Annotated in this window: 22 protein-coding genes; 15 read left to right on the top strand and 7 right to left on the bottom strand. The window is 62.5% G+C overall.

Annotation, left to right across the window (positions count from 1 at the left end):
* Window positions 1-7: 7 nt before the first annotated feature.
* On the bottom strand, window positions 8-1,063 hold the full coding sequence (bioB, locus tag AO356_RS14155) for a biotin synthase BioB (RefSeq protein WP_014340550.1): 1,056 nt from the start codon (window positions 1,061-1,063) through the stop codon (window positions 8-10).
* Between the two features lie 90 nt (window positions 1,064-1,153).
* Between bioB and AO356_RS14150 the strand changes: the two genes are divergently transcribed.
* The 5 genes from AO356_RS14150 (at window position 1,154) to rarD (ending at window position 6,969) form a co-directional block, all read left to right on the top strand.
* Window positions 1,154-1,894: a ComF family protein gene (locus AO356_RS14150; RefSeq protein ID WP_060740326.1), complete on the top strand. Its 741-nt coding sequence runs from the start codon at window positions 1,154-1,156 to the stop codon at window positions 1,892-1,894.
* A gap of 58 nt (window positions 1,895-1,952) precedes the next feature.
* On the top strand, window positions 1,953-2,717 hold the full coding sequence (locus tag AO356_RS14145) for a TOBE domain-containing protein (RefSeq protein WP_060740325.1): 765 nt from the start codon (window positions 1,953-1,955) through the stop codon (window positions 2,715-2,717).
* Window positions 2,718-2,784: 67 nt separating this feature from the next.
* Window positions 2,785-4,686, top strand: coding sequence for a PhoX family protein (locus AO356_RS14140; protein ID WP_060740324.1), 1,902 nt, complete (start codon window positions 2,785-2,787; stop codon window positions 4,684-4,686).
* A 216-nt stretch (window positions 4,687-4,902) separates the two neighbouring features.
* Window positions 4,903-5,877 (top strand): serine/threonine protein kinase, encoded by a 975-nt coding sequence (locus AO356_RS14135; protein ID WP_060740323.1) that lies wholly within the window; start codon window positions 4,903-4,905, stop codon window positions 5,875-5,877.
* A 204-nt stretch (window positions 5,878-6,081) separates the two neighbouring features.
* Entirely contained in the window at window positions 6,082-6,969 is an 888-nt protein-coding gene (gene rarD / locus AO356_RS14130; RefSeq protein WP_060740322.1) for an EamA family transporter RarD, read from the top strand.
* A gap of 217 nt (window positions 6,970-7,186) precedes the next feature.
* Here the strand turns inward: rarD and AO356_RS14125 are convergent, their stop codons facing one another.
* Entirely contained in the window at window positions 7,187-7,705 is a 519-nt protein-coding gene (locus AO356_RS14125; protein ID WP_060740321.1) for a glycine cleavage system protein R, read from the bottom strand.
* Between the two features lie 430 nt (window positions 7,706-8,135).
* Here AO356_RS14125 and AO356_RS14120 point away from each other — a divergent pair, with 430 nt between their 5' ends.
* Window positions 8,136-10,313, top strand: a complete 2,178-nt coding sequence (locus AO356_RS14120; RefSeq protein ID WP_060740320.1) for a malate synthase G — start codon at window positions 8,136-8,138, stop codon at window positions 10,311-10,313.
* Between the two features lie 183 nt (window positions 10,314-10,496).
* Here AO356_RS14120 and AO356_RS14115 read toward each other — a convergent pair whose 3' ends face one another.
* A complete protein-coding gene (locus AO356_RS14115) occupies window positions 10,497-10,943 on the bottom strand; it encodes a response regulator (RefSeq protein WP_060740319.1) in 447 nt (148 codons plus the stop codon).
* Between the two features lie 259 nt (window positions 10,944-11,202).
* On the opposite strand from AO356_RS14115, the gene AO356_RS14110 reads away from it, so the two are divergent.
* From AO356_RS14110 to AO356_RS14070, 9 genes are all read left to right on the top strand, one after another.
* Entirely contained in the window at window positions 11,203-13,137 is a 1,935-nt protein-coding gene (locus AO356_RS14110; RefSeq protein WP_305882487.1) for a putative nucleotidyltransferase substrate binding domain-containing protein, read from the top strand.
* On the top strand, window positions 13,134-13,841 hold the full coding sequence (locus tag AO356_RS14105) for a PolC-type DNA polymerase III (protein WP_060740317.1): 708 nt from the start codon (window positions 13,134-13,136) through the stop codon (window positions 13,839-13,841). Before AO356_RS14110 ends, AO356_RS14105 begins: the two co-directional genes overlap by 4 nt.
* A 226-nt stretch (window positions 13,842-14,067) precedes the next feature.
* On the top strand, window positions 14,068-14,586 hold the full coding sequence (locus tag AO356_RS14100; protein ID WP_060740316.1) for an RNA polymerase sigma factor: 519 nt from the start codon (window positions 14,068-14,070) through the stop codon (window positions 14,584-14,586).
* Complete coding sequence (locus tag AO356_RS14095) at window positions 14,583-15,554, top strand: FecR domain-containing protein (protein WP_060740315.1); 972 nt, start codon at window positions 14,583-14,585, stop codon at window positions 15,552-15,554. The genes AO356_RS14100 and AO356_RS14095 overlap by 4 nt, the downstream gene beginning before the upstream one ends.
* A 231-nt stretch (window positions 15,555-15,785) precedes the next feature.
* The gene (locus AO356_RS14090; RefSeq protein ID WP_060740314.1) at window positions 15,786-18,224 is read left to right on the top strand and encodes a TonB-dependent siderophore receptor; all 2,439 of its coding nucleotides are present in this window, start codon (window positions 15,786-15,788) and stop codon (window positions 18,222-18,224) included.
* Between the two features lie 213 nt (window positions 18,225-18,437).
* A complete protein-coding gene (locus AO356_RS14085; RefSeq protein WP_060740313.1) occupies window positions 18,438-19,568 on the top strand; it encodes a PepSY-associated TM helix domain-containing protein in 1,131 nt (376 codons plus the stop codon).
* On the top strand, window positions 19,565-19,744 hold the full coding sequence (locus tag AO356_RS14080) for a hypothetical protein (RefSeq protein WP_060740312.1): 180 nt from the start codon (window positions 19,565-19,567) through the stop codon (window positions 19,742-19,744). Before AO356_RS14085 ends, AO356_RS14080 begins: the two co-directional genes overlap by 4 nt.
* Before the next feature lie 206 nt (window positions 19,745-19,950).
* Window positions 19,951-21,249, top strand: coding sequence for an MFS transporter (locus AO356_RS14075; RefSeq protein ID WP_060740311.1), 1,299 nt, complete (start codon window positions 19,951-19,953; stop codon window positions 21,247-21,249).
* A gap of 101 nt (window positions 21,250-21,350) precedes the next feature.
* Entirely contained in the window at window positions 21,351-21,980 is a 630-nt protein-coding gene (locus AO356_RS14070) for a glutathione S-transferase (protein WP_060740310.1), read from the top strand.
* A gap of 197 nt (window positions 21,981-22,177) precedes the next feature.
* Here the strand turns inward: AO356_RS14070 and creD are convergent, their stop codons facing one another.
* The 4 genes from creD to AO356_RS14050 all read right to left on the bottom strand — a co-directional run bounded on the left by creD (window position 22,178) and on the right by AO356_RS14050 (window position 26,447).
* Window positions 22,178-23,551: a cell envelope integrity protein CreD gene (gene creD, locus AO356_RS14065; RefSeq protein ID WP_060740309.1), complete on the bottom strand. Its 1,374-nt coding sequence runs from the start codon at window positions 23,549-23,551 to the stop codon at window positions 22,178-22,180.
* A gap of 220 nt (window positions 23,552-23,771) precedes the next feature.
* Window positions 23,772-25,190 (bottom strand): two-component system sensor histidine kinase CreC, encoded by a 1,419-nt coding sequence (gene creC, locus AO356_RS14060; RefSeq protein ID WP_060740308.1) that lies wholly within the window; start codon window positions 25,188-25,190, stop codon window positions 23,772-23,774.
* Window positions 25,190-25,870 carry a two-component system response regulator CreB gene (creB, locus tag AO356_RS14055; protein WP_060740307.1) on the bottom strand — a complete coding sequence of 227 codons (681 nt, stop codon included), beginning with the start codon at window positions 25,868-25,870 and terminating at the stop codon, window positions 25,190-25,192. Before creB ends, creC begins: the two co-directional genes overlap by 1 nt.
* 70 nt (window positions 25,871-25,940) lie before the next feature.
* Entirely contained in the window at window positions 25,941-26,447 is a 507-nt protein-coding gene (locus AO356_RS14050) for an ATP-dependent zinc protease (RefSeq protein WP_053188779.1), read from the bottom strand.
* Between the last annotated feature and the right edge of the window lie 63 nt (window positions 26,448-26,510).

Genomic DNA, 26,510 nt, shown 5'->3' with positions numbered 1-26,510 from the left:
TGAGCAATCAGACAGCCGCGTTATAGAACTGCTCGCTGCTCTTCTGCTCCACCAGCGCCTGTTCAATAGCCGCCTGGTGCACTTCGTCGGCATGTTCTTCGCGGGCTTCGGGCTGGATGCCCAGGCGTGCGAACAATTGCATGTCCTTGTCGGCTTGCGGGTTGGCGGTGGTCAACAGCTTGTCGCCGTAGAAAATCGAGTTGGCGCCAGCAAAAAATGCCAGGGCCTGCATCTGCTCGTTCATCGCTTCACGACCAGCGGACAGGCGCACATGGGACTGGGGCATCATGATCCGCGCCACGGCAAGCATGCGGATGAAATCGAATGGATCGATGTCTTCGGCATTCTCCAGCGGCGTGCCGGCGACTTTGACCAGCATGTTGATCGGCACCGATTCCGGGTGCTCCGGCAGGTTCGCCAGCTGGATCAGCAGGTTGGCGCGGTCGTCCAGGGACTCGCCCATGCCCAGGATGCCGCCGGAGCAGATCTTCATCCCCGAATCACGCACATAGGCCAGGGTTTGCAGGCGCTCGCTGTAGGTACGGGTGGTAATGATGCTGCCGTAGAACTCCGGCGAGGTATCGAGGTTGTGGTTGTAGTAGTCCAGGCCAGCCTGGGCCAGCGCTTCGGTCTGTTCCTGGTCGAGGCGGCCCAGGGTCATGCAGGTTTCCAGGCCCATGGCCTTCACGCCTTTGACCATTTCCAACACATACGGCATGTCCTTGGCCGACGGATGCTTCCAGGCCGCGCCCATGCAGAAACGGGTCGAACCGATGGCCTTGGCCCGCGCAGCCTCTTCGAGGACCTTCTGCACTTCGAGCAATTTCTCTTTATCCAGACCGGTATTGTAGTGACCGGACTGCGGACAATATTTGCAATCTTCCGGGCAAGCGCCGGTCTTGATCGACAGCAGCGTGGAAACCTGGACGCGGTTGGCGTCGAAGTGCGCGCGGTGCACGGTCTGCGCCTGGAACAACAGGTCATTGAATGGCTGGACAAAGAGTGCTTTGACTTCGGCCAAAGACCAGTCATGACGCAGGTTGGCAGTGGTGCTGGCGCTCATGGGCATTTCCTTGATTATGCTTGGCTGGCGCCTGGGGCATGCAATACCCACAGGTGCGACACGGATGTTCGGCATATTTAAGGAAGAGTCATGCGCTGTCAACCACGATACAAATGGCCGGTTTACATCTGGTTAAAAAATAAGCAATCCTGCCTACTCTGCGGCGAAAGCACGGATACCCCGCAACCCATCTGCACCCCCTGCGAAAGCGAGCTGCCCTGGCTCGGCGATCAATGCAGCATTTGCGCCCTGCCACTGCCCATGGCCGGACTGCGTTGCGGCCAATGTGCCTCGCGGCCGCCGGCCTTCGAGCGGGTCCTGGCACCCTGGGCCTACGACTTCCCGGTAGACACCCTGATCACCCGCTTCAAGCATCAGGCGAAATGGCCCCTTGGCCGGCTGCTGGGCGAACTGCTGGCGCAATCGCTGCAACATCATTTCGACGAAGGGCTGGAACGACCCGACGCACTGGTACCGGTGCCACTGGCAACCCGGCGTTTGCGCCAGCGCGGTTTCAACCAGGCGGCACTGCTGGCCCGCTGGCTCAGTGGGCCGCTGGCGATCCCTTGCGAAGAAAACCTGCTGCGACGCACCCAGGACACCCCCGCCCAACAGGCCCTCGACGCCAGGGCCCGGCGCCAAAACCTGCGCCAGGCCTTTGCCCTCGCGCCCCAGGCGACGTTACGCAATCGTCACCTGGCGTTGGTCGACGACGTGCTCACCACCGGCGCCACCGCCCAGGCCCTGGCCGCCCTGTTACTCGATGCCGGCGCGGCGCGGGTCGATGTGTATTGCTTGGCCCGCACGCCGAAACCCGGTGAACCGGCTTGACGTGCCGCGCCCAAGGCGCCAACGTCCGCTCATCGACTTTTGCACGCAGTTTGCCGTCATGTCATTGCCCACGCTCCTGACCCAACACATCGTCCGGCGACCACAACGCATCGCGCTGTTGCAGCACATCGCCGAACAGGGCTCGATCACCCGCGCCGCCAAGAGCGCGGGCCTGAGCTACAAGGCGGCATGGGATGCCATCGATGAGTTGAACAACCTCGCCGACCATCCGTTGGTGGAACGCAGCGTCGGCGGCAAGGGCGGTGGCGGCGCGAGGCTGTCGCAGGAAGGCCAACGCGTGCTGCGCCTGTATCAGCGCCTGCAAGCGCTGCAGGCGCAACTGCTGGAAGCCAGCGAAGACGCCGGGGACCTGGGCCTGCTCAGTCGCCTGATGCTGCGCACCAGTGCCCGCAATCAATTGCATGGCAAGGTCCTGGGCATCGAGGCCCAGGGGCACAACGACCGGGTACGCCTGGAGCTGGCCCGGGGCCTGGTCATCGAAGCGCGGATCACCCATGACAGCACGTTGCGCCTGGAGCTGGCTGTCGGCACCGACGTGGTGGCGCTGATCAAGGCCGGCTGGCTGGAATTGCACCCCGTCGAACAAGCGGAAAAACAGGGGATCAATACGCTGCGCGGCATGATCGAGCAGGTCGACGCCGCCGAAGACGGCCCCAGCGAAGTGCGCATCGGCCTGCCCAACGGCCAGACACTGTGCGCCCTGGCCGACCCGCTTCAGTTGCAAGCGCAGGACCTGGCAGCCGGCTCACCGGTGCAAGTGACGTTTTCAGCGACAAATGTGCTGCTCGGCACACCGCTGTAGCGCGCTGCAACAATAGTTTCATCGACCCGCTTTAAGGTGACTGCCAAAACCAGCAGGGAGCCTGATGATGAGCCTATTAGAAGAAAACCAATCCACCGACCTGGAAAAGATCGTCGGCCTGAGCCGGCGCAGTTTCATCAGCGCCGGCGCCCTGTGCGGCGCGGCGATGTTCCTGGGCGGCAACCTGCTGAGCCGCAGCGTGCTGGCCGCCGCCGTGAGCGAAGGCAACAGCCGGCTGCTGGGTTTCAACAGCATCGCCGCCGCCACGGCCGACACCGTCACGCTGCCGCCAGGCTACAAGGCCTCGGTGCTGATCAGTTGGGGCCAGCCGCTGCAGAAAAATGCACCGGCGTTCGACCCCAGTGGCAATGGAACTGCCCGCGCACAGGAAGTGCAGTTTGGCGACAACAACGACGGCATGAGCCTGTTCGAATTCCCCGGCGACAAGAACCGGGCGCTGATGGCGATCAACAACGAATACACCAACTACCGCTACCTCTTCCCCCACGGCGGCCAGCCGCAGTCGGCCGAAGACGTGCACAAGGCCCAGGCCAGCGAAGGGGTGTCGGTGATCGAGGTCCAGCGTCGTCGCGGCCAGTGGCAGTTCGTCCAGGAATCGCGCTACAACCGCAGGATCCACGGCAACACGCCGATTCGCCTGCGTGGTCCGGCCGCCGGCCACGACCTGCTGAAAACCAGTGCCGACAAGAGCGGCAAGAAAGTGCTGGGCACCTTCCAGAACTGCGCCAACGGCATGACGCCGTGGGGCACCTACCTGACCTGCGAAGAAAACTTCACCGACTGCTTCGGCAGCAGCAAGACCGACCTGCAGTTCGATGAGGCGCAAAAGCGCTACGGCGCCACCGTCACCAGCCGCGAGATCAACTGGCACCTGTACGACCCGCGTTTCGACCTGGCGAAGAACCCCAACGAACTCAATCGCCATGGTTGGGTGGTGGAAATCGATCCGTTCGATCCAGAATCCACGCCGGTGAAACGCACCGCCCTGGGCCGCTTCAAACACGAAAACGCCGCCCTGGCACAAACCAACGACGGTCGCGCCGTGGTGTACATGGGCGACGATGAACGCGGCGAGTTCATCTACAAGTTCGTCAGCCGCGAGCGCATCAATCATCGCAATGCCAAGGCCAACCGCAACCTGCTGGACCACGGCACCTTGTACGTGGCGCGCTTCGATGCCGGCGACGGCAACCCGGACCACCCCAAAGGCAAGGGCCAGTGGATCGAGTTGACCCACGGCAAGAACGGCCTCGACGCCAGCAGTGGCTTCGCCGACCAGGCCGAGGTGCTGATCCATGCGCGCCTGGCCGCCAGCGCCGTGGGTGCCACCCGCATGGACCGCCCTGAGTGGATCGTGGTCAGCCCGAAAGACGGCCAGGTCTATTGCACCCTGACCAACAACTCCAAGCGCGGCGAGGACGGCCAACCGGTGGACGGGCCGAACCCTCGGGCCAAGAACGTCTACGGGCAGATCCTGCGCTGGCGCACCGACCGCGACGATCATGCCGCCAAGACCTTCTCCTGGGATCTGTTCGTGGTCGCCGGCAACCCAACGGTACACGCCGGCACGCCGAAAGCCGGGTCGTCCAATATCAACCCGCAGAACATGTTCAACAGCCCCGACGGCCTGGGCTTCGACAAGGCTGGCCGGCTGTGGATTCTCACCGACGGCGACTCCAGCAACGCCGGGGACTTCGCCGGCATGGGCAACAACCAGATGCTCTGCGCCGACCCTAGCAGTGGCGAAATCCGCCGCTTCATGGTCGGACCGGTGGGCTGCGAAGTGACCGGGATCAGTTTTGCCCCGGACCAGAAAGCCTTGTTCGTCGGGATCCAGCATCCAGGGGAAAACGGTGGTTCGACCTTCCCTGAGCACCTGCCCAACGGCAAGCCGCGGTCTTCGGTGATGGTGATTACCCGGGACGATGGCGGGGTCATCGGCGCCTGACAGCGCCTCATCGCGAGCAAGCTCGCTCCCACAATGTGGATTGCCCCCAAAAAGTTGGACACCCATCTGGCTTTTGGGGGCAGTCCAATGGATCCGCTATCCCTGTGGGAGCGAGCTTGCTGGCGATAACGTCAGCACAGCCGCCACCTATCTGCCTCTGTCTGCGCTACCATGCTGTGCCGGACGCGGCAGCCCTGCCGCTGCGCAGGAGTCAGCATGTCCCATCCGTTTGAAACCCTCACGCCCGACCTGGTGCTCGATGCCGTTGAAAGCATCGGCTTTCTCAGCGACGCCCGCGTGTTGGCCCTCAACAGCTACGAGAACCGCGTCTATCAGGTGGGCATCGAAGATTCCGAGCCGCTGATCGCCAAGTTCTATCGCCCCCAGCGCTGGACCAACGAAGCGATCCTGGAAGAGCACAGCTTTACCTTCGAGCTGGCCGAATACGAAGTGCCCGTGGTGGCGCCGCTGATCCACAACGGCGCCAGCCTGCACGAACACGCCGGGTTTCGTTTCACCCTGTTTCCTCGTCGCGGTGGCCGGGCGCCGGAGCCGGGCAATCTCGACCAACTCTATCGCCTGGGACAATTGCTCGGACGCCTGCACGCGCTCGGGGCGACCCGGCCGTTCGAGCATCGCGAAGCCCTGGGCGTGAAGAATTTCGGCCACGATTCACTGGCCACCGTGCTGGCGAGCGGCTTCGTTCCCCGCAGCCTGCTGCCGGCCTACGAGTCGGTCGCCCGGGACTTGCTCAAGCGCGTCGAAGAGGTCTACGCCGCCACGCCCCACCAGAACATCCGCATGCACGGCGATTGCCACCCCGGCAACATGATGTGCCGCGACGAGGTGTTCCACATCGTCGACCTGGACGACTGCCGCATGGGGCCGGCGGTGCAGGACTTGTGGATGATGCTCGCCGGCGATCGCCAGGAGTGCCTGGGGCAATTGTCGGAACTGATGGACGGCTACCGTGAGTTCCACGACTTCGACCCGCGTGAACTGGCGCTGATCGAACCGCTGCGGGCCCTGCGGCTGATGCACTACAGCGCCTGGCTGGCACGGCGCTGGGACGACCCGGCGTTCCCCCGCAGCTTCCCGTGGTTCGGCAGCGAGCGCTACTGGGGCGACCAGGTGCTGGCACTGCGCGAGCAATTGGCGGCGCTCAATGAAGAGCCGTTGAAGCTGTTCTGACCTACTGCGGGTCCCCCTGTGGGAGCGAGCTTGCTCGCGATGGCGATCGAACACTCGACACCTCTGTCGACTGACACATCGCTATCGCGAGCAAGCTCGCTCCCACAAAGGGATTCGCGCTGGAACGCTCACAAAGGTTCACAGCACAACCTGACAAATCTCCTTACAATCCCCCTTTGTTAGCTGCCTAAGCAAGGACTCTGCATGCAAGCCGCCAACCCGCGTCGCGGGTATATCCTGGGCCTGAGTGCCTACATCATCTGGGGTCTGTTCCCGATCTACTTCAAGGCCATCGCCAGCGTGCCGTCAGTGGAAATCATCATCCACCGGGTGCTGTGGTCGGCCCTGTTCGGCGCGGCATTGCTGCTGGTCTGGAAACACCCGGGCTGGTGGCGCGAACTGCGGGACAATCCACAGCGCCTGGCGATTCTCGCCCTGAGCGGGACACTGATCGCGGCCAACTGGCTGACCTACGTCTGGGCGGTGAACAACGAACGCATGCTCGAAGCCAGCCTGGGTTATTACATCAACCCACTGGTGAACGTGCTGCTGGGCATGGTGATCCTCGGCGAGCGCCTGCGCCGCATGCAATGGCTGGCGGTGGGGCTGGCGGCGGTCGGCGTGGCGCAGCAGGTCTGGCAAGTGGGCAGCCTGCCCTGGGTGTCACTGGTGCTGGCGCTGACCTTCGGCTTCTACGGGTTGATCCGCAAGCAGGCACCGGTCAAGGCATTGCCGGGGCTGGTGGTAGAAACCTGGATGCTGGTGCCGATCGCCATCGCCTGGTTGCTGTTCAACCCGACGGCCACCAGTGCCCAGGCGGCATTCTGGACCACCTCCGAAGCCTGGTGGCTGGTGGCGGCAGGCCCCGTGACGCTGGTGCCGTTGGTGTGCTTCAACGCCGCAACACGGCATTTGCCCTACACGACCATCGGTTTTCTCCAGTACATCGCGCCGACGCTGGTGCTGTTGCTCGCCGTGCTGCTGTTCGGTGAGCACCTGTCGTCCAGCACGCTGGTGGCGTTCCTGTTCATCTGGGCCGGGCTGGCGGTGTACAGCGTCGATGCGGTGATCAGCATGCGCCGGCGCAGCTGATCAAAAAACGCACAACCCTCTACAGGCCACGTGCGCCGTGGCCTGCGCTTATCTTTCCCAAGGTTATCCACAGCGTGATCCCCGCCGTTTGTGCACAAGCCCTTGAAAACTGGTGATTTTTTGATCATTGGCCGCTGAGCCCCGGCGGGCCTGGGCTGGAGCCGGGTCTCTACAGGTTATCCACAGGCAGGCGCAGTTTTTCCTTGGATAACCTTCATTACACTTCGTCGCTGAGCTTGAGCTCCACCATCAACTCATCGGCCAAGGTTTCCAGACGTTCCTGCAAGGTCTCCAGGGACAAGGTCAAAGGCACGCCCAGGATCGCTTCGGCATGAAACAGCAGCTCACTGCTCATCGGTGCCGGCCGGACATGGGTCACCAGCCGCTCGACATTGACGCCCTGCTCGCTCAACAACCGGGTGATGTCCCGTACGATACCGGGACGATCGTTGCCCACCAGTTCCATGGTGATGGGTTTCCAGGTGCAGGACTCCTCAACGGCGCTTTCAGCGATCAATACGCGGATGCCGTGGGCCGCCAGCCCCTGCAAGGCTTCGATCAATTCTTCATGGGCCTCGGCCGGGGCGCTGAAGCGCACGATCCCGGCAAATTGCCCGGCCAGGTGCGCCATGCGGCTTTCCAGCCAGTTACCGCCATGTTCGACAATGCAATCGGCGATGCGCTCGACCTGCCCGGGCTTGTCCGGGGCGAAAACAGTGATGACGAGGTGGTCCATGGCGCAGTCCTCTTGTGGTGGAAGGAACAGTATAGGCAGGACGCGCAAGTGCTGTGTGCTCACGCCAATCGTGTACAAGTTTTAATATTTATCTGGAACAATCCACAGTTTTTTTGAGAACATCAGAAGCCGCGCCGTGACTGTACTGCTTTAGTCGGTCGCGGAACGACGCAATTAGTCTAATTTTCACAACCGCAATTGATCATGTAGTATGCCGCAGCGCGCACTACATAATCGTGATACCCCTGTTGTACCGATGTCTGCTTAAGGCCAGTCGCATCCCTGAAAAGCCCCGTCAGCAAGGCTTGAATACCCAGCCGCCAGCGATGGCATGTACTGGTTCCGGGGTTTGTGGTTTAAATGTCCCGAGGCTTCATTGTCAAAATCGAAGAGCTGAAAAGCGAAATAGCTGAGCAGAGTGAGGCAAGCAATGACTGAACACGTTCAAGTCGGTGGCCTGCAGGTCGCCAAAGTCCTGTTCGACTTCGTGAATAACGAAGCCATTCCCGGAACCGGCCTCACCGCCGGCGCATTCTGGGCCGGTGCCGACAAGGTCATCCACGACCTGGCCCCGAAGAACCAAGCCCTACTCGCCAAACGCGATGATTTCCAGGCGCGGATCGATGCCTGGCACCAGGCCCGTGCCGGCCAGGCCCACGACGCCGTGGCTTACAAAGCCTTCCTGCAAGACATTGGCTATCTGCTGCCAGAAGCGGCGGATTTCCAGGCCACGACCCAGAACGTCGATGACGAAATCGCCCGCATGGCCGGTCCACAGCTGGTGGTACCGGTGATGAACGCCCGTTTCGCCCTCAATGCCTCGAACGCCCGCTGGGGTTCGCTGTACGACGCGTTGTACGGCACCGATGCCATCAGCGAAGCCGATGGCGCGGAAAAAGGCAAAGGCTACAACAAGGTACGCGGCGACAAGGTCATCGCCTTCGCCCGCGCCTTCCTCGACGAAGCGGCCCCCCTGGCGGCCGGCTCCCATGTCGACTCCACCGCGTATAAAATCGTCGACGGCAAACTGGTCGTCGCCCTCAAGGGCGGCAGCAACAGCGGCCTGCGTGACGATGCCCAGTTGATCGGCTTCCAGGGCGATGCCTCGGCACCGACCGCCGTGCTGCTGAAACACAACGGCCTGCACTTCGAAATCCAGATCGATGCCAGCACGCCCGTCGGCCAGACCGATGCCGCCGGCGTCAAAGACATCCTGATGGAAGCCGCGCTGACCACCATCATGGACTGCGAAGACTCGGTCGCCGCCGTCGACGCCGATGACAAAGTGGTGATCTACCGCAACTGGCTCGGCTTGATGAAGGGCGACCTGTCGGAAGAAGTCGCCAAGGGCGGCCAGACGTTTACCCGGACCATGAACCCTGACCGTGTCTACACCGCCGTCGACGGCTCGGGCGTGACCCTGCACGGCCGCTCGCTGCTGTTCGTGCGTAACGTCGGCCATCTGATGACCATCGACGCGATCCTGGACAAGCACGGCAACGAAGTGCCGGAAGGCATCCTCGACGGCCTGGTCACCAGCCTGGCGGCGATCCACAGCCTCAACGGCAACACCTCGCGCCGCAACAGCCGCACCGGCTCGGTGTACATCGTCAAGCCGAAGATGCACGGCCCGGAAGAAGCCGCGTTCACCAACGAGCTGTTCGGTCGCGTCGAAGACGTGCTGAACCTGCCGCGCAACACCCTCAAGGTCGGGATCATGGACGAGGAGCGCCGTACCACGGTCAACCTCAAGGCCTGCATCAAGGCCGCCAGCGAACGCGTGGTGTTCATCAACACCGGCTTCCTCGACCGTACCGGCGATGAAATCCACACCTCCATGGAAGCCGGCCCGATGGTGCGCAAGGCCGACATGAAAGCCGAGAAGTGGATCGGCGCCTATGAAAACTGGAACGTCGATATCGGCTTGAGCACCGGCCTGCAAGGTCGCGCGCAAATCGGCAAGGGCATGTGGGCGATGCCGGACCTGATGGCCGCGATGCTCGAACAGAAAATCGCTCATCCGCTGGCCGGTGCCAACACCGCCTGGGTTCCCTCGCCGACCGCCGCCGCCCTGCACGCGCTGCATTACCACAAGGTCGACGTGTTCGCTCGCCAGGCCGAACTGGCCAAGCGTGCTCGCGCTTCGGTGGACGACATCCTGACCATCCCGCTGGCCGTCAACCCGAACTGGACGCCGGAACAGATCAAGAACGAACTGGACAACAATGCCCAGGGCATCCTTGGCTACGTGGTGCGCTGGATCGACCAGGGCGTCGGCTGCTCCAAGGTGCCGGACATCAACGACATCGGCCTGATGGAAGACCGTGCGACGCTGCGTATCTCCAGCCAGCACATCGCCAACTGGCTGCGCCACGGCATCGTTACGCAAGACCAGGTGATGGAAAGCCTCAAGCGCATGGCGCCAGTGGTCGACCGCCAGAACGCCAGCGACCCGCTGTACCGTCCACTGGCGCCAGACTTCGACAGCAACATCGCCTTCCAGGCGGCGGTCGAACTGGTGATCGAAGGCACGAAGCAACCTAACGGCTACACCGAGCCGGTGCTGCACCGTCGCCGTCGCGAGTTCAAGGCCGCCAATGGCTTGTGATTGAGCGGTAGACGCGGCACAAAAAAAGCCCTGATCGAAAGATCAGGGCTTTTTCATGCCCCTGTGGGAGCGAGCTTGCTCGCGATAGCGGTGTGGCAGTCAATGGAGATGTTGAATGTCAGGCCGCCATCGCGAGCAAGCTCGCTCCCACATTTGAATGACGCCAGTCCTCGGCGGACGGTCTTAAAGATCCATCCCCAACTCATGCTTGACCAACCCCAGCAGTTTGTCGGTATCGATCGGCTTGAGCAGAAAGTCCACCACGCTCAAGTGCATGGCTTCGATGGCGTCCTTCACGTCGGCATCGCCTGACACGATGATGATCGGCAGCGCTGCCCGCTCGGACTCGCGCACCAGGCGGACCAGTTCCAGGCCATCGACATTGCCCATGCGCAGGTCGGTGATCAGCAGGCCGATCGACGGCTTGGTTTCCAGCATCTTGAGTGCCGTTTCGCCGCTGGCGGCGGTCATGCAGTGAATCCCGTCCAATGCCAGGATCTCCGACAACAGCTCACGGGCGTCCTTATCGTCATCAACGATCAAGACGCGCTGCGGCGGCAAGTCAGGTTCCAACATGACGGCACTCAGCGCCTCGCGCTCGGCGTCACTCAAAATATCGTGGTCGGACATGGTGCTCTCTACGTTCTTTAAATCGATCCCCTGGCACAGTGGTCAGACATCGTTCTGCGGCGCTTCAATGTGCACTTCGTCGGATTTTTTTCCAAGAACATTCAATGAAGATTTTTCTGACGCCTGGCGTAAGACTTTTCTGTGAGTCCGGCCCTTAGGCCGCGACCTAGACTTACGTCCAATGGGCACCCCGCGCTGAGGGGCCGACCATGGAGAACAGATCCGACCACAACAATTCGAATAAGACTGCGTAATGGTTATGAAAAAAGCGGACGCCTTCATCCAGGCAGGGAAAACCGCGGTGTTGCAAAACATCCAGGGGACGCTGCAGTTTCTCCAGCGCTTTCCGCCGTTCAATCAAATGGAAAACGCCCACCTGGCCTATCTGGTGGAGCAATGCCTGCTGCGTTTCTACGCCCCGGGCGACACCATCATCAAACCGGCCGACGGCCCGGTGGAGCACTTTTACATCGTCAAGCAGGGCCGGGTGGTGGGCGAACGCCCGCATTCGGCCAAGGGTGGCACCGAGACCACCTTCGAGATCACCACCGGCGAATGTTTCCCCCTGGCCGCGCTGCTGGGCGAGCGGGCCACGCGCACCGAGCATCGGGCCGGCGAAGACACGTTCTGCCTGCAACTGAACAAACTGGCCTTCATCAAGCTCTTCGCCCTGTCCGCCCCGTTTCGCGATTTCGCCCTGCGCGGGGTCAGCAGCCTGCTCGACCAGGTCAACCAACAGGTCCAGCAGAAATCCGCGCAAACCCTGGGCACCCAGTACTCCCTCAATACGCGGCTGGGTGAACTGGCGATGCGCCATCCAGTGAGCTGCAGCCCGGACACGCCGCTGCGCGAAGCCGTGAAACTGATGCACGAGCAGCAGGTCGGCAGCATCGTGGTGGTCAATGAGCAAAAGGCGCCGGTGGGAATTTTCACTTTGCGCGACCTGCGGCAGGTGGTGGCCGATGGTTCCGGGGACTTTTCCCAGGCCATCGCAGGCCACATGACCCAGGCCCCCTTCTTCCTTTCGCCGGACCACAGCGCCTTCGACGCGGCCATCGCCATGACCGAGCGCCACATCGCCCACGTCTGCCTGGTCAAGGATCAGCGCTTGTGTGGCGTGGTCTCGGAGCGCGATCTGTTTTCCTTGCAGCGCGTCGACCTGGTGCACCTGGCCCGGACCATCCGCAACGCCCCCAGGGTGGAAAACCTCGTGGCCCTGCGCGGCGAGATCGGCCAACTGGTGGAGCGCATGCTGGCCCACGGTGCGTCGTCGACCCAGATCACCCACATCATCACCCTGCTCAACGACCACACGGTGTGCCGCGTCATCGAGCTGACCCTGGCCGACAAAGGCGACCCGGGTGTGCCGTTCAGTTGGCTGTGTTTCGGCAGTGAAGGCCGGCGCGAGCAAACCCTGCACACCGACCAGGACAACGGCATATTGTTCGAAGCCCGGGACGCCGCCCATGCCGCGCAGATCCGCGGCCTGCTGCTGCCCATCGCCCAACAGATCAACCAGAGCCTGGCCCTGTGCGGCTTCACCTTGTGCAAGGGCAACATCATGGCCGGCAACCCCGAGCTGTGCCTGTCCCGCGCCGAATGGGCCCGGCGCTTCGCGTCATTCATTCGCGAAGCGACGCCGGAAAACCTGCTGGGCTCGAGCATCTATTTCGACTTGCGGGTGGTCTGGGGCGATGAGCAAGGTTGCGAGCAGTTGCGCCAGCAGATCCTTGGTCAAGTGGCCGACAATCGCCTGTTCCAGCGCATGATGGCCGAGAATGCGCTGCGTCATCGCCCACCGGTGGGACGCTTCAGGGACTTCGTGCTGAGCCGCAAGAATGGCGAAAAGGCGACCCTGGACTTGAAAGTGCAGGGCCTGACGCCCTTCGTCGACGGCGCCCGCCTGCTGGCCCTGGCCAACGGCATCGAAGCCAACAATACCCTGGAACGCCTGCGGCAACTGGTCGTCAAGGAAGTGATCGAACCGCTCGATGGCGCGGCCTATGAAGAGGCCTATCACTTCATCCAGCAGACTCGCATGCAACAACACCAACTGCAAACCCGCGAGAACCTGCCCTATTCCAACCGCGTCGACCCCGACAGCCTCAACCATCTGGACCGACGCATCCTGCGCGAATCCCTGCGCCAGGCCCAACGCCTGCAAAGCAGCCTGACGCTGAGGTATCAGTTGTGAACCTGTTTTCCTGGCTGCGCCCGGCCCAGCCGACATTGCCCGACGCGCTGCAGCAGCGCCTGGAGCGCCTGCCCGCGCCTTCGCCACTGGGCGAAGGCGACCTGCGGGCGCAACGCTGGGTCGTCCTGGACCTGGAAACCACCGGGTTGAACCTGAACAAGGACCAAGTGCTGTCCATCGGCGCGGTGGTCATCGAAGACGGTGCCATCGACTTCAGCCAGCAATTCGAACGTACCTTGCAGTGCAATCAGCAAAAGCTCGGGCCCAGTGTGTTGATCCATGGCCTGGCGCCCAGTGCCATCGCCGCCGGCAGCGACCCGGCCGAGGCGCTGCTGGCGTTCATGGCGTTCGTGGGCGACAGCCCGCTGCTGGCCTTTCACGCGCCGTTCGATTCCCACATGCTCGGGCGCGCCTTGAAAGACCATCTGGGCTATCGCCTGCAGCATCCGTTCCTCGACGTGGCGGACCTGGCCCCGATGCTTTGTCCACAAGCCAACCTGCGCAAGTCCGGCCTGGACGAGTGGATCGACTGGTTCAAGCTGCAAGTCTTCGACCGCCACAACGCCAGCGCCGACGCCCTGGCCACGGCGGAACTGGCGCTGATCCTGTTCAGCCGCGCCCGCCAGCAACAGATCCACAGCCCGCTTGACCTGCAACAGCGCCTGGGCCAGTGGAAACGGCGGCAACAGGCGCCTTCGCTTTGAAAGATGAACACACTACCCTGTGGGAGCGAGCTTGCTCGCGATGGCGTACTGTCAGTCAGCATTGATGTTGACTGACCTGCCGCTATCGCGAGCAAGCTCGCTCCCACACAGAACCCGGCCTCAATTTCCTTACCTGCACTGCCCGACCAGCGCCAATTGCTTTCCCGCCCCCGCCTCTGCCACAATCGCGAACAATTCTCGTTACTTAAAACATCGGTGATGCTCCGTGTCGTCAGTTCCTAGCCCCCACAGTGATTTGGTTGGTGCGTTGTACCGTGACCATCGCGCTTGGCTATTGGCATGGCTGCGACGCAACGTGGCGTGTGCGCACCGGGCGGAAGACCTGAGCCAGGACACTTTTGTGCGCTTGCTGGGACGCGAGGACCTGAAGACGCCCCGCGAGCCCCGGGCATTTCTGGTGGCCATCGCCAAGGGCCTGTTGTTCGATTATTTCCGTCGAGCGGCATTGGAGCAGGCTTACCTCACCGAACTGATGCTGATCCCCGAGGCCGAGCAGCCCTCGGTGGAAGAACAGCAAATCATCCTGGAAGACCTCAAGGCCATCGATCGCCTGCTCGGCAAACTGTCGAGCAAGGCCCGTGCAGCCTTCCTCTATAACCGCCTCGACGGCCTCGGCCACGCCGAAATCGCCGAGCGCCTGGGGGTTTCGGTGCCGCGGGTACGGCAGTACCTGGCCCAGGGCATCCGACAGTGCTACATCGCCCTGTACGGTGAACCGACATGAGCCAGGCCCATGCCAAACCGGTCTCGGCCAGCGTGCTGGATGCCGCCATTGCCTGGCAGTTGTCTTTGGACACGAGCAACGCCCAGGAGCATGAAGCGTTCGCCCGCTGGCATGCCGCCGATGAAGAACACGCCCGGGCATGGCGGCAATTGGGCATGCTCGACCAGCGCTTCAGCGTGGCCAACGGGCCGGCGCGGGCGGCGTTGCTGCAATCGCGGGTGAGCATTCGTCGACGGATACGCAAGATCGGCAGCGGCCTGGCCAGCGTTGTCGCGGTCATCGGCCTGGCGTTGTTTGCCAGTGAACGTCTGCCGCTGGATTACTGGCTGGCCGATCAGCGCACCGCGACAGGCGAGCAACGCACCCTGCGCCTGAGCGACGGCACGCTGATCAACCTCAACACCCACAGTGCGCTGGACGTGCGCTTCGATGACAAGCAGCGCCGTATCGTCCTGCAGGAAGGCGAAATCCTGGTGGAAACCGGCCACGACGACCCGCGCCCGTTCATCGTCGAGACCCGCGAAGGCCGCCTGCGCGCGTTGGGCACACGATTCCTGGTCAAGCGTGAAGACGAAGGCACGCGCCTGAGCGTGTTGAAATCCGCCGTGGCGGCGCATCCCCAGGCCACGGACAGCGAACAGATCCTGCGCGAAGGCCAACAAGTGCTGATGCGTCGCGACGGCCTCGGGCCGACCGTTGCCCTGAGCCCCGGCGCCGATGCCTGGACCCGCGGCATGCTGGTGGTGGACAACACCCGCCTTGAAGACCTGATCCATGAGTTGGGGCGTTACCGGCGCGGCTACCTCGGTGTCGAGCCACAAGTGGCCGACCTGCGCATCACCGGCAGTTTCCCGCTGCACGACACCGACCTGGCGCTGACCGCCCTGCTGCCGACCTTGCCGGTGCAGGTCGAGCATCACACGCGGTGGTGGGTGGTGGTGGGGCCACGGGCTGAAGCCAAGCCCTGAATGGCTTTGTGTCAGTGATGGCCTCATCGCGAGCAAGCTCGCTCCCACATTGACCGGGTCGCCCACGAATCATCCTGTGGGAGCGAGCTTGCTCGCGATGAGGCCATTCGCTTCACCACAAAGCCACCAGCTGCAAAACGAATCTAAATTATTTTCATCCAGCCCTATCACTTTTCGACTTTCATCCGGCACCCAGGCAATTGAGAAATATTTCCATTCAGGAGCCGCCGTATGTCCCGCCCGCTAGACACCCTGTTGCGCCCCAGCCTGTTGGCCGTTGCCATTGCCTTCGCCGTCCCGTTGACCAGCGCCCCGCTGCTGGCCGCCGAACAAACCACAAGCGTGCGCACCTACAACCTGCCCGCCGCGCCCCTGGCCAGCACCCTGAACCAGATCGCCAGCCAGGCCGGCCTCGCACTGAGCCTGAATCCGTCCCTGGCCTCGGGCAAGACCTCGGCCCCGGTCCAGGGCCAGTTCGACGCCACCGGCGCATTGCGCGAGGCCTTGCGCGGCACCGGCCTGCAACTGGAACAAAGCAGCGCTGGCACCTACAGCCTGGTGGCCTTACCTGAAGGCGTCATGGCCTTGCCGGAAACCAGCGTGATCGGCGCCGGTCTCAGCGAAACCGCGTGGGGCCCGACCGAGAGCTACGTCGCCACCCGCACCGCCGCTGGCACCAAGACCGACACGCCGATCGTCGAACTGCCGCGCTCCGTCTCCGTGGTCACCCGCCAACAGATGGAGGACCGTTCTGTCCTCAACCTCAATGACGCCCTGCGCTACACCGCCGGCGTGCAAAGCAGCGGCTACGGCTCGGATTCGCGCAACGACTGGCTGCTGGTGCGCGGCTTCGTACCGACCCAATTCCTTGATGGCCTGCCGCTGCCCAAGGGCAACTACATCACGCCGAAAATCGAGCCCTGGAACCTTGAGCGCATCGCCGTGCTGCGTGGCCCGGCCTCCTCGGTCTACGGCCAGACGCCACCTGGCGGCATGCTGGACATGGTCAGCCGTCGCCCACAGGCCGAAAGCAGCCATGAGGTCGAGCTGCAGGCCGGCAGCTACGAACATAAGCAGATCAACTTCGACAGCACCGGCAAAGTCGATGACGAAGGCCAGTTCCTCTATCGGGTCAGCGGCACCGTGCGCGACAGCAACTCCCAGGTCGACCACATCCCGGACAAGCGCTACAACCTCGCGCCGAGCCTGACCTGGAACATCAACGACGACACGCGCCTGACCTTCCTGTCCCAGTACACCCGCGACGACACCGGCATCACCGGGCAATTCCTGCCGCTGCAAGGCACCAAGCTGTCCTCGCCAGCAGGCAAGATTTCCCACCACAAGAACCTCGGCGATCCGGATTGGGAATTCTACGACCGTACCTACTACGCCCTCGGCTATGCGTTCGAACACCGTCTGAACGACACCTGGCAGTTCCGCCAGAACCTGCGCTACACCAAGAGCGACCTGGAAACCCAGGGCATCTCCGCTGGCGGGCAGTTCTGGCCGGCGGGGCCTGAGGAAGCAGTCAGCGCCGATGGCACCATCAAGCGCAGCGCCAGTGTCGTTGACGAAGACATCAGCCAGTTCGCCGTGGACAACAATTTCCAGGCCGACTTCCAGACCGGCGCCCTCAATCACACCCTGTTGCTGGGCCTGGATCACCAGCGCTCCAACAGCAATTCGCGTTGGTTGTGGGGCTCGACCGGCGTGCCGACCAGCAACATCCACAACCCGACTTACGGACAGGATTTCTCCAACGTCCAGTATTTCACCATGTATGACTACAACCAGAAGACCAACCAGACCGGCCTGTATGTCCAGGACCAGATCGCCCTGGACAACTGGCGCCTGACCCTCGGCGGCCGTGAAGACTGGATTCACACCGGCACCGAATTCCACAACCAGAACAACGTCACCAACACCCAGCGCGACAAGAAATTCAGCGGCAACGCGGCGTTGAGCTACGTCTTCGATAACGGTGTGACGCCCTACATTTCCTTCGCCCAGTCGTTCCAGGCAGCGGCCGGTTCAACCGTCAACAGCACCGAAGCGTTCAAGCCAACAGAAGGCGAGCAGTACGAAGCCGGTATCAAGTATCAACCGCCGGGCACCAAGACCTTGCTGACCGCCGCGGTGTTCGACCTGACCCAGAAAAACAACTCCGTGACCGAAAACAACGTCACCCGCCAAGTGGGTGAAGTCCAGGTGCGCGGCCTGGAACTGGAAGCCTCGGGCGATGTGACCGACAACCTGAAGCTCATCGGCTCCTACACCTACAACGACAGTGAAATCACCAAGGGTACCGCCGCTGAAAAAGGCAAGCGCATGGCCCAGGTACCGCGCAACCAGGCCACCGCCTGGGCGGACTACACCTGGCACAACGGCCCGCTGGATGGCTTCGGTGTCGGTGCCGGTGTGCGCTATGTCGGCGACACCTACGGCAATACCACCAACACCGATTGGGGCCATGTCGGCTCCTATACCGTGTACGACGCCTCGGCCCACTACGATCTCGGGCGTTTGAACAAGACCCTCAAAGGCGTCACGGTGGCGGTGGACGCGAAGAACATTTTCAACAAGGACTACCTGTCCACTTGCGATGGCTTCTACTGCTACTACGGCGACCAACGCAACGTCGTCGCCAGCGTGAATTACAAATGGTAAACGGTTAGCATTTGCAAAACCTTTTGAGGGCACCTGTACCCGAGACCTGCCAGTCAAATGAAATCCCTGTGGGAGCTTGCTCGCGAAGACGGCGTAACAGTCAACATTGATGTTGTCTGGCACCCCGCTTTCGCGAGCAAGCTCGCTTCCACAGGTTTCACGACTGGACTGAAGGGGCTCAGGCATCGAGGCCCTCTTGCATTCGGATCGCTCATGAAAAGCAAAACCATCCGCCGCTGGTCCTTCGTCCACACCTGGACCAGCCTGATCTGCACGGTGTTCCTGCTGATGCTGGCGATCACCGGGCTGCCGTTGATCTTCCACCATGAAATCGAACACCTGCTGGGCGACGCTCCCGAGTTCCGGGAGATGCCTGCCGACACGCCACACCTGGACCTCCAGCAGTTAGTGGAGAAGGCCAAGGCCCATCGTCCGGGTGAAGTGGTCCAGTATTTTGGCTGGGACGAAGACGAGCCCAACGGCATCTTCACCATCATGGCGCCGACACCGGACACCGAGCCCAATTCCTCCCATACCTTCATGCTCGATGCACGCACTGGCGAGGCCCTGGAAATGCCCTCGGCCAACGGCGGTTTCATGATGGTCATGCTGCGCCTGCACGTGGATATGTTCGCGGGTTTGCCGGGCAAGTTGCTGCTGGCGTTCATGGGGCTGTTGTTCGTGATCGCCATCGTTTCCGGCGTGGTCCTGTACCTGCCGTTCATGCGCCGGTTGAAATTCGCCACGGTGCGCCAGGACAAATCCACGCGCCTGCGCTGGCTCGACCTGCATAACCTGATCGGTGTGGTGACGCTGGTCTGGGCGCTCACCGTGGGCGTCACCGGCGTGATTGCCGCGTGCGCCGACCTGATCATCGCCGCCTGGCGCAACGACAGCCTCAGCGCCATGGTCGAACCCTATCGCAACGCCCCGCCGCTGACGCAATTGGCCCCGGCCACCCGCTTGCTCGACATCGCCAAGGAGGTCGCGCCGGGCATGGAGCCTAGCTTCATCGCCTTCCCCGGCACGTTGTTTTCCAGCCAACACCACTACGGCGTGTTCATGAAAGGCAGCACCCACCTGACCTCGCACTTGCTGACGCCGGTATTGATCGATGCCAGCACCCTGGCGGTCACCGCGGTGGCCGAGCGGCCGTGGTACATGGACGTCATGAGCCTGTCTCTACCGTTGCACTTCGGCGACTACGGTGGCCGGCCGATGCAGATCTTCTGGGCCACCCTCGACGTGCTCACCATCATCGTCCTCGGCAGCGGCGTCTACCTGTGGCTAGTGCGGCGCAAAGCGGCCAAGCGTGCAACGGTCGGTACGGAGGTCGCCTCGTGAGGCCACGGCAGTCGAGTTTCTGGAAAGTGTTCGGCATGCCCGTGCTGATCGCCATTCTCTGCGCCGCCGGGCTGTTCAGTGCCTTGCTGGGTGACGGCCTGTGGGACGCCGTCAGTTGGCTGGGGTTGGGCATACCCTCCGTGTTGGCGGTGTGGGGACTGATCCCCCGCCGCTGAGTCATCCGGGCGTGCACTTGCCAGAGTGGGCGCCCCTTCTCTCTTCGTCATACGACAACCGCGAGCGCGCCGGCTGTTTCAGACCGCCCAGCCTTTGACATATTTGTTGACAAATTAATTCTTGACCCTCTATAAGTGCGCTAGTTGTACGACAACCTACAACGAAACACGCCACGCCAAATCCAAAAATAATCGATGGTGAAGTGATGAAAATCAAAGGCATCCGCTGGTGGATGGTCGGCCTGGTCACGGCCGGCCTGATGGTCAACTACCTGGCTCGCAATACCCTCTCGGTGGCCGCTCCCACCCTGATGAGCGAAATGAATATCTCCACCGAGCAGTATTCCCACATCGTCGTGGCCTGGCAGGTCTGCTACGCGTTGATGCAACCGGTGGCCGGCTACATCATCGATGCCATCGGCACCAAGATGGGCTTCGCCATTTTCGCCTTCGCCTGGTCCATCGCCTGTGCCGCGGCGGCCATGGCGTCGGGCTGGCAGGGCCTGGCGTTTTTCCGCGGTTTGCTTGGCCTGACGGAAGCCGCCGGGCTGCCGGCTGCGGTAAAGACCTCTACCGAATGGTTCCCGGCCAAGGAACGCTCGGTGGCCATCGGCTGGTTCAACATCGGTTCCTCGATCGGCGCCGTGCTGGCTCCGCCGCTAGTGGTCTGGGCGATCCTGAACAGTGGTTGGGAGCTGGCGTTCCTGATCGTTGGCGGCCTGGGCGTGGCCTGGACGTTCCTCTGGCTGATCTTTTACAAACATCCACGCGACCAGAAGCTCCTGGGCGACACCGAGCGCGATTACATCCTCAGCGGCCAGGAAGCTCACTTTCAAGACCCGACGCCGAAGAAAGGCAGCTGGAAACGCATCATCGCCAGCCGCAACTTCTACGCCATTGCCAGTGCCCGGATCCTCTCCGAGCCGGCCTGGCAGACGTTCAACGCCTGGATCCCGCTGTACCTGATGACCGAGCGGCACATGAACATCAAGGAGATCGCGATGTTCGCCTGGCTGCCGTTCCTGGCCGCCGACCTCGGTTGCGTGCTGGGCGGCTACCTGAGCCCGTTCTTCCATAAATACTGCAAGGTGTCGTTGTTCACTTCGCGCAAGATGGTCCTGCTGTTCGGCGCCTCCTGCATGATCGGCCCAGCCTGTATCGGCCTGGTCGCCAGTCCGTACACAGCGATCGCCCTGCTGTGCATCGGCGGCTTTGCCCACCAGACTCTGTCCGGCGCGCTGTACGCCATCACGTCCGATTCGTTCGGCAAGAATGAAGTCGCCACCGCCACCGGCATGGGCGGGATGTTCGGTTACCTGGGCGCCGCCGCCTTCACGCTGCTGTTCGGCGTCATGGTGACCCAGATCGGCTACAGCCCACTGTTTGTGCTGCTGGCCATTTTCGATGTCATCGCCGCGTTCATCGTCTGGACTGTCGCCCGGGAACTCAAGCAGCAACCGACGACGTCGACGCCAGAACCGCAGGCCCTTCAACCGGCCACCTGATGCATGGCGCGACCGCCCTTCTTCGCCTCGGTCGCGCCTGCCTTGAACACGGATGAACGCGCTATGCTGCGCGACAAGTCCCATTGAATCGAGACGTTGCCATGTCCACCCCCAGCATGACGCTGTTCCACAACCCCGCTTCGCCCTTCGTTCGCAAGGTCCTGGTGCTGCTGCACGAAACCGGTCAGCAGGACCGCGTGGCGTTGCAGCTCAGCCAGCTCACGCCGGTCAAGCCGGATCGGGCGCTGATCGAGGACAACCCGTTGAGCAAGATCCCGGCCCTGCGCCTGGCCAACGGGAGCGTGATTCATGACAGCCGGGTCATTCTCGACTACCTCGATCACCAGCATGTCGGCAACCCGCTGATCCCCCGGGACGGCGCGGCTCGCTGGCGGCGTTTGACCCTCGCCTCCCTGGCCGATGGAGTCATGGATGCGGCGGTGATGATCCGCTACGAAACCGCGCTACGTCCTGTGGAAAAACACTGGGACGAATGGCTCGATGCGCAACGGGACAAAATTCGCCGCGCCCTGGGCCTGCTCGAAGCCGAGGCGATCGCCGAACTGGCCAGCCATTTCGACGTGGCCTCCATCAGCGTGGCCTGCGCCCTGGGCTACCTGGACCTGCGCCATCCCGACCTGGAATGGCGCAAGGCCAACCCGCAATTGGCGGCGTGGTTTGCCGAGGTGAGCTTGCGGCCTTCAATGATTGAGACAGTGCCAAAAATCTAGCTCTGCACTGGCTGCACCGGCCCCATCGCGAGCAAGCTCGCTCTCACATTTGATTCGGTTGCCTGGGTAAACGAGGTCTCCTGTGGGAGCGAGCTTGCTCGCGATAGGGCCAACGCGGTCCAGCGGAAACAACCCGGCAATCAGCGCCACCAACATCGCCCCCTCCCGCTGATCCTCACGCAACCCCAGCGACCGGCTCATTTCACCTCTCCCAGCTCAAAACTCATCGCCGCGGCCGGTTTCGCCCCGACCCCGTACCAATCCAGCTTGCGGGTCAGCACCATGAACACGCCCAGCAGGCCGAACAGCAACAGCGACCCCATCAGCAACGCATAGTCCTCCGCGCTCAACAGGCCGTAGAGCAAACCGTACAAACCCGCCAGCCCTGCCGAAAACCCCAGGCCGTGGCTCACGCTGCGCAACACGTGGCAGACATAAAACCCGATCAGCACGACACAGGCACTGGCCGACACCAGGTACGCCAGGGTGAAGCCGATGTGCTCCGACAGCGACAACAGCAGCAGGTAGAAGAACGCCAGCGCCACGCCCACCAAGGCGTACTGGACCGGGTGGACGGCCAGGCTCTTGAGCACTTCGAAGAGAAAGAAGCCGGCGAACGTCAGGGCAATGAACAGCAGCGCATATTTGATCGCCCGGTCGCTCTTGAGGTACTGGTCCACCGGGTCGATGAAGCTCACACCGAAGGCCCGGCTGCGGAACGCTTCACAGCCATCGCTCGGCTCGCAGGCTTGCAATGTTTCCAGCAGGTTGGTGGAGAAAAACGACGTCTGCCAGTCGGCACTGAAACCCTGCTCATTGATCTCGCGATTGCTGGGCAGATAGTTGCCAATGAAGCTCGGGTGCGGCCAGTCCGCCGACAAGTGCACTTTGGTGGATTTGCCCACCGGCAGAATCTGGAACTCGCCAGTGCCTTGCAGGCGCAGGTCAAAACCGAAGGTCAGCTCGGGGCCGCCCTGGGCGGTGATCATCGGCAGCGGCACATGCACACCCGGCCCCAGCCAGCCAAGCCGCGAACCGGGCAGGAAGTCGACGGTCTGCTGGTTCAGCGTCAGGGTCAGCGCGTTCTCGATGCCACGAATATCGCTGATGCCAACGCTCAAATACGGTTCGTCGAAGCGGTAGTCGGCAAAGTCCTTGGCGGCGACACCGTAGCGCTCTGGCACCTTGAAGCGGCCATCGATCCGGTTATCGGCGTGGAACATCCGCGCTTCGTAGATGCCCCGGGCACGGGTCTCGGTGCGGACCTGGCCGTCGAGCTCGAATTGCTCCGGCAAGAAATACAACTCGCCCGTGCGCTCGACGGTTTCCAGGAAACGCACGCCGGTCTTCTCATTGGTGTTCCAGACCTTCACGCTCTTGCGAAACGGCACCACGATCATCGGCCCGATCAATTGCTGGCTGTAGCTGGAGCTGCGGGCGATATCCTGCAGCACACCGTCGCGCAACTCCTGGCGCTCATCGATGAGGCCGTTGATCATCAACAGCGGAATCATCAGCAAGAGAATCAAGAGGGCAATCATGCCCAGTTTTATGGCGAGGCTGCGGTTCATGTGGGGCTCTCCCTGTTCGAATGAGGGAGAGTCTGGGGTGGCTGTGTGAGGGGTTTATGGGCGCAATGTGGAGATTGTGTGGAGAACCAGGAACCTCTGTGGGAGCGAGCTTGCTCGCGATGGCGGTGGGTCAGCGCCAGTTATGCCGGCTGGTACCCCGCTATCGCGAGCAAGCTCGCTCCCACAAGGATGAGTGTTCCGTCAGATAGCGGATGCGGTTTCAGGGCAGCCGCAAAACCACCTCCACCCCGCCCTCGACATTGCCAATACTGAACTGCCCCCCATGCAACTGCACCACCTCCTCCACGAAGTTGAGCCCCAGGCCGGTGCTCTTGCGGCCACTGTCCGGGCGCGGCAGGGAGTAGAAGCGTTCGCTCAGGCGAGGCAGCGCGTAGTCGGGGATCGGCGCGGCCTGGTTGAACAGGCGGATCTCGACGCGGCTCCCACGGCGCTCGGCGCTGACTCGTAGCAGGCCGTTGACGGGGGTGAAGTCCAGGGCGTTTTCCAGCAAATTGCCCAAGGCCTGGCGCAACAGGAACGGCTCTCCCGTCAATGTCAGGTCGGCAGCGATGTGCTGTTCAACCGTCAACTGGCGACTTTCGAGCCAGCCGCCGCGCGCTTCCAGCAACTCGTCCATCAACGCCGCCAGCGGCACCGAGACCTCTTCCTCCAGCCCCTGGCGCTGCTCGATCTGGGCCAGGTTGAGCAAGCGTTCGATCAACTGCTGCATGCGCGCACTTTCGTTGTCGATGTTACTGACGAAGCGCTGGTGCTGGGCGGCGGGCATGTCGCTTTGCAGCAGCTCGGCGGCGCCGCGAATCGCCGCCAGCGGGCTCTTGAGTTCGTGGGTAAGTGTGTGCACGTAACGCTCGACGTACGCCTTGCCTTCGAGTTGGGTGCGCATGTGTTCCACGGCACCCGCCAATTGCTCGAACTCGCCGCCACGATAATGCGGCACTTCCACCCGACGCCCCTGGCTGACCGCTTGGGCGTAGATCGTCAAACGCCGCAGTGCCGCGCTGAGCCACCACGACAGCAAGCCGCCCAGCAACAAGCCCAGGGCGACCAAGCCGGCGCCGTAGGCCAACAGGCGCCGCTCCGTGCGGTCGACATAAGGCTGCAAGGAACTGTTGGGCTTGGCGACGGTGACAACGCCGATGATCCGGCCGTTGTCGCGGATCGCCGCGCCGACGTGCATCACCGAAGACGCCGGATCGTCCGGATCGCTGCGGCTCGAGCGGGCGCCGTAGTGGCCGCGCAGGGTCAGGTAGACGTCGTTCCAGCGCGAGTAATCCTGCCCTACCGCCACGCCACTGGAGTCGAGCACCACGATGCCGTTGGCATCCGTGACGTAGATGCGATGGCTGACCTGATTCTTCGGCAAGCCCCAGATCGTCGCCGCCGGCTGGCGCTCGCCGTAGGCCTTGAGCAACTGCGGCCAGCGATTCTGGTTGAGGGTGCCGGCCTTGAAATCGTCCCGCAGGATCTCGGCCATCAGGTTGGCGGTGTCCACCAGGGTTTCTTCGGTGGACTGGCGCACGCCGGGGCGAATTTCCTCCATGACCGTGTTGAGCACGAAATAGCCGGTCAGGGCGATAAACAGCACATACACCAGGAAAATCCGGATCCCCAGCGACATCAGCTGTGCCCTGGGCTGTAGCTGTAGCCCAGGCCTCGATGTGTCTGGATCGGTTCGGCCTCGGCCCGAACCAGGCGCAACTTGGCGCGCACGCTCTTGATGTGGCTGTCGATGCTGCGCTCGTAGCCGGCATCGCTGGCAACCCCCAAGGCATCGAGCAATTGCTCGCGGCTGAAGACCCGCTCGGGTTGCTCCAGCAGACAATTGAGCAGGCGAAATTCGTGGCGGGTGAGGTTCAGCGGTTTGCCGCGATAGTTGATCTGCACACGGTCGGCATCGACCTGAAACAATCCCATGCCCGGCTCTACCGCTGGCCGCGGCGCCACGCGCTTGAGGATCGCCCGGACCCTGGCCGCCACCTCGCGGGGGCTGAAGGGTTTGACCACGTAATCGTCGGCACCGATTTCCAAGCCTACGATCCGGTCGATCTCCCCATCCCGGGCTGTCAGAAAGATGACCGGAACGTCGCTGAAACGTCTGAGATTTTTACAAGTCTCGAATCCGCTGATATCCGGCAGGCCCACATCGAGAATGATCAGGTCCGCCGGGGTGCTTTTCTGGTACTCGAGGGCGGCGGCGCCAAGACTCAACCAAGTGGTGTCAAACCCCTCCCCTTGCAGGGCAAACACCAGCGTATCGGCGATGGCGGCTTCGTCTTCGACAATCAGGATATGAGGCATGGCTTGCGAGCCCGGCAGTAAAAGTTGCCGGAACGGTGCCGCAAGGCTTGGGGTGAGTCAATCAGGGAAATCAGCAGTCCGGCTTATCCGCCGTAAACCGCCGCGCCGGGTTCACCGCCGCGCCGAACTCACGCAACGCCTTGGCACCAATCAACAGTGGGTAATTGAAACTGCTGCGGTCAGTCAGGTTGACCTCGACCGTGCGCTTGACGTTACCCAGGCACAACTCCAGATCGACCACCGGGCGCTTGGTGGGGGCGATCTTTTCGTCGTCGTCCTCATCCTCTTCGGAACGGGTCTTGATCTTGCTGATGCGGGCGATCTTGTGTTCGTAGACCTTGTTGCTCGCATCCTTGGTCGCCAGGCGGAACCGCACCCAATCATCGCCGTCACGGGTAAAGGTCTCGATGTCCTTGGCCGACAGCGAGGCGGTCAGGGCGCCGGTGTCCATCTTGGCCTTGAGCACTTCACCGCCGATTTCCGGCAGCGCGATGTATTCGTAGCGCCCGTACAGGGTCGGCTCGGCGGCCAGCACTGGAAGGGCCACCAGGGAAAGCAGGGCGAGAAGGGATTTCATGGGATAGGGCTTCCTGTATGGGTGGGCTTTTAGACAGTGGCAAAGGGATTCGTTCTGCGTACT

Source organism: Pseudomonas fluorescens (genome assembly GCF_001307275.1).
Lineage (GTDB): Bacteria > Pseudomonadota > Gammaproteobacteria > Pseudomonadales > Pseudomonadaceae > Aquipseudomonas > Aquipseudomonas fluorescens_AA.
This window is presented reverse-complemented; position numbering and strand designations above follow the sequence as displayed.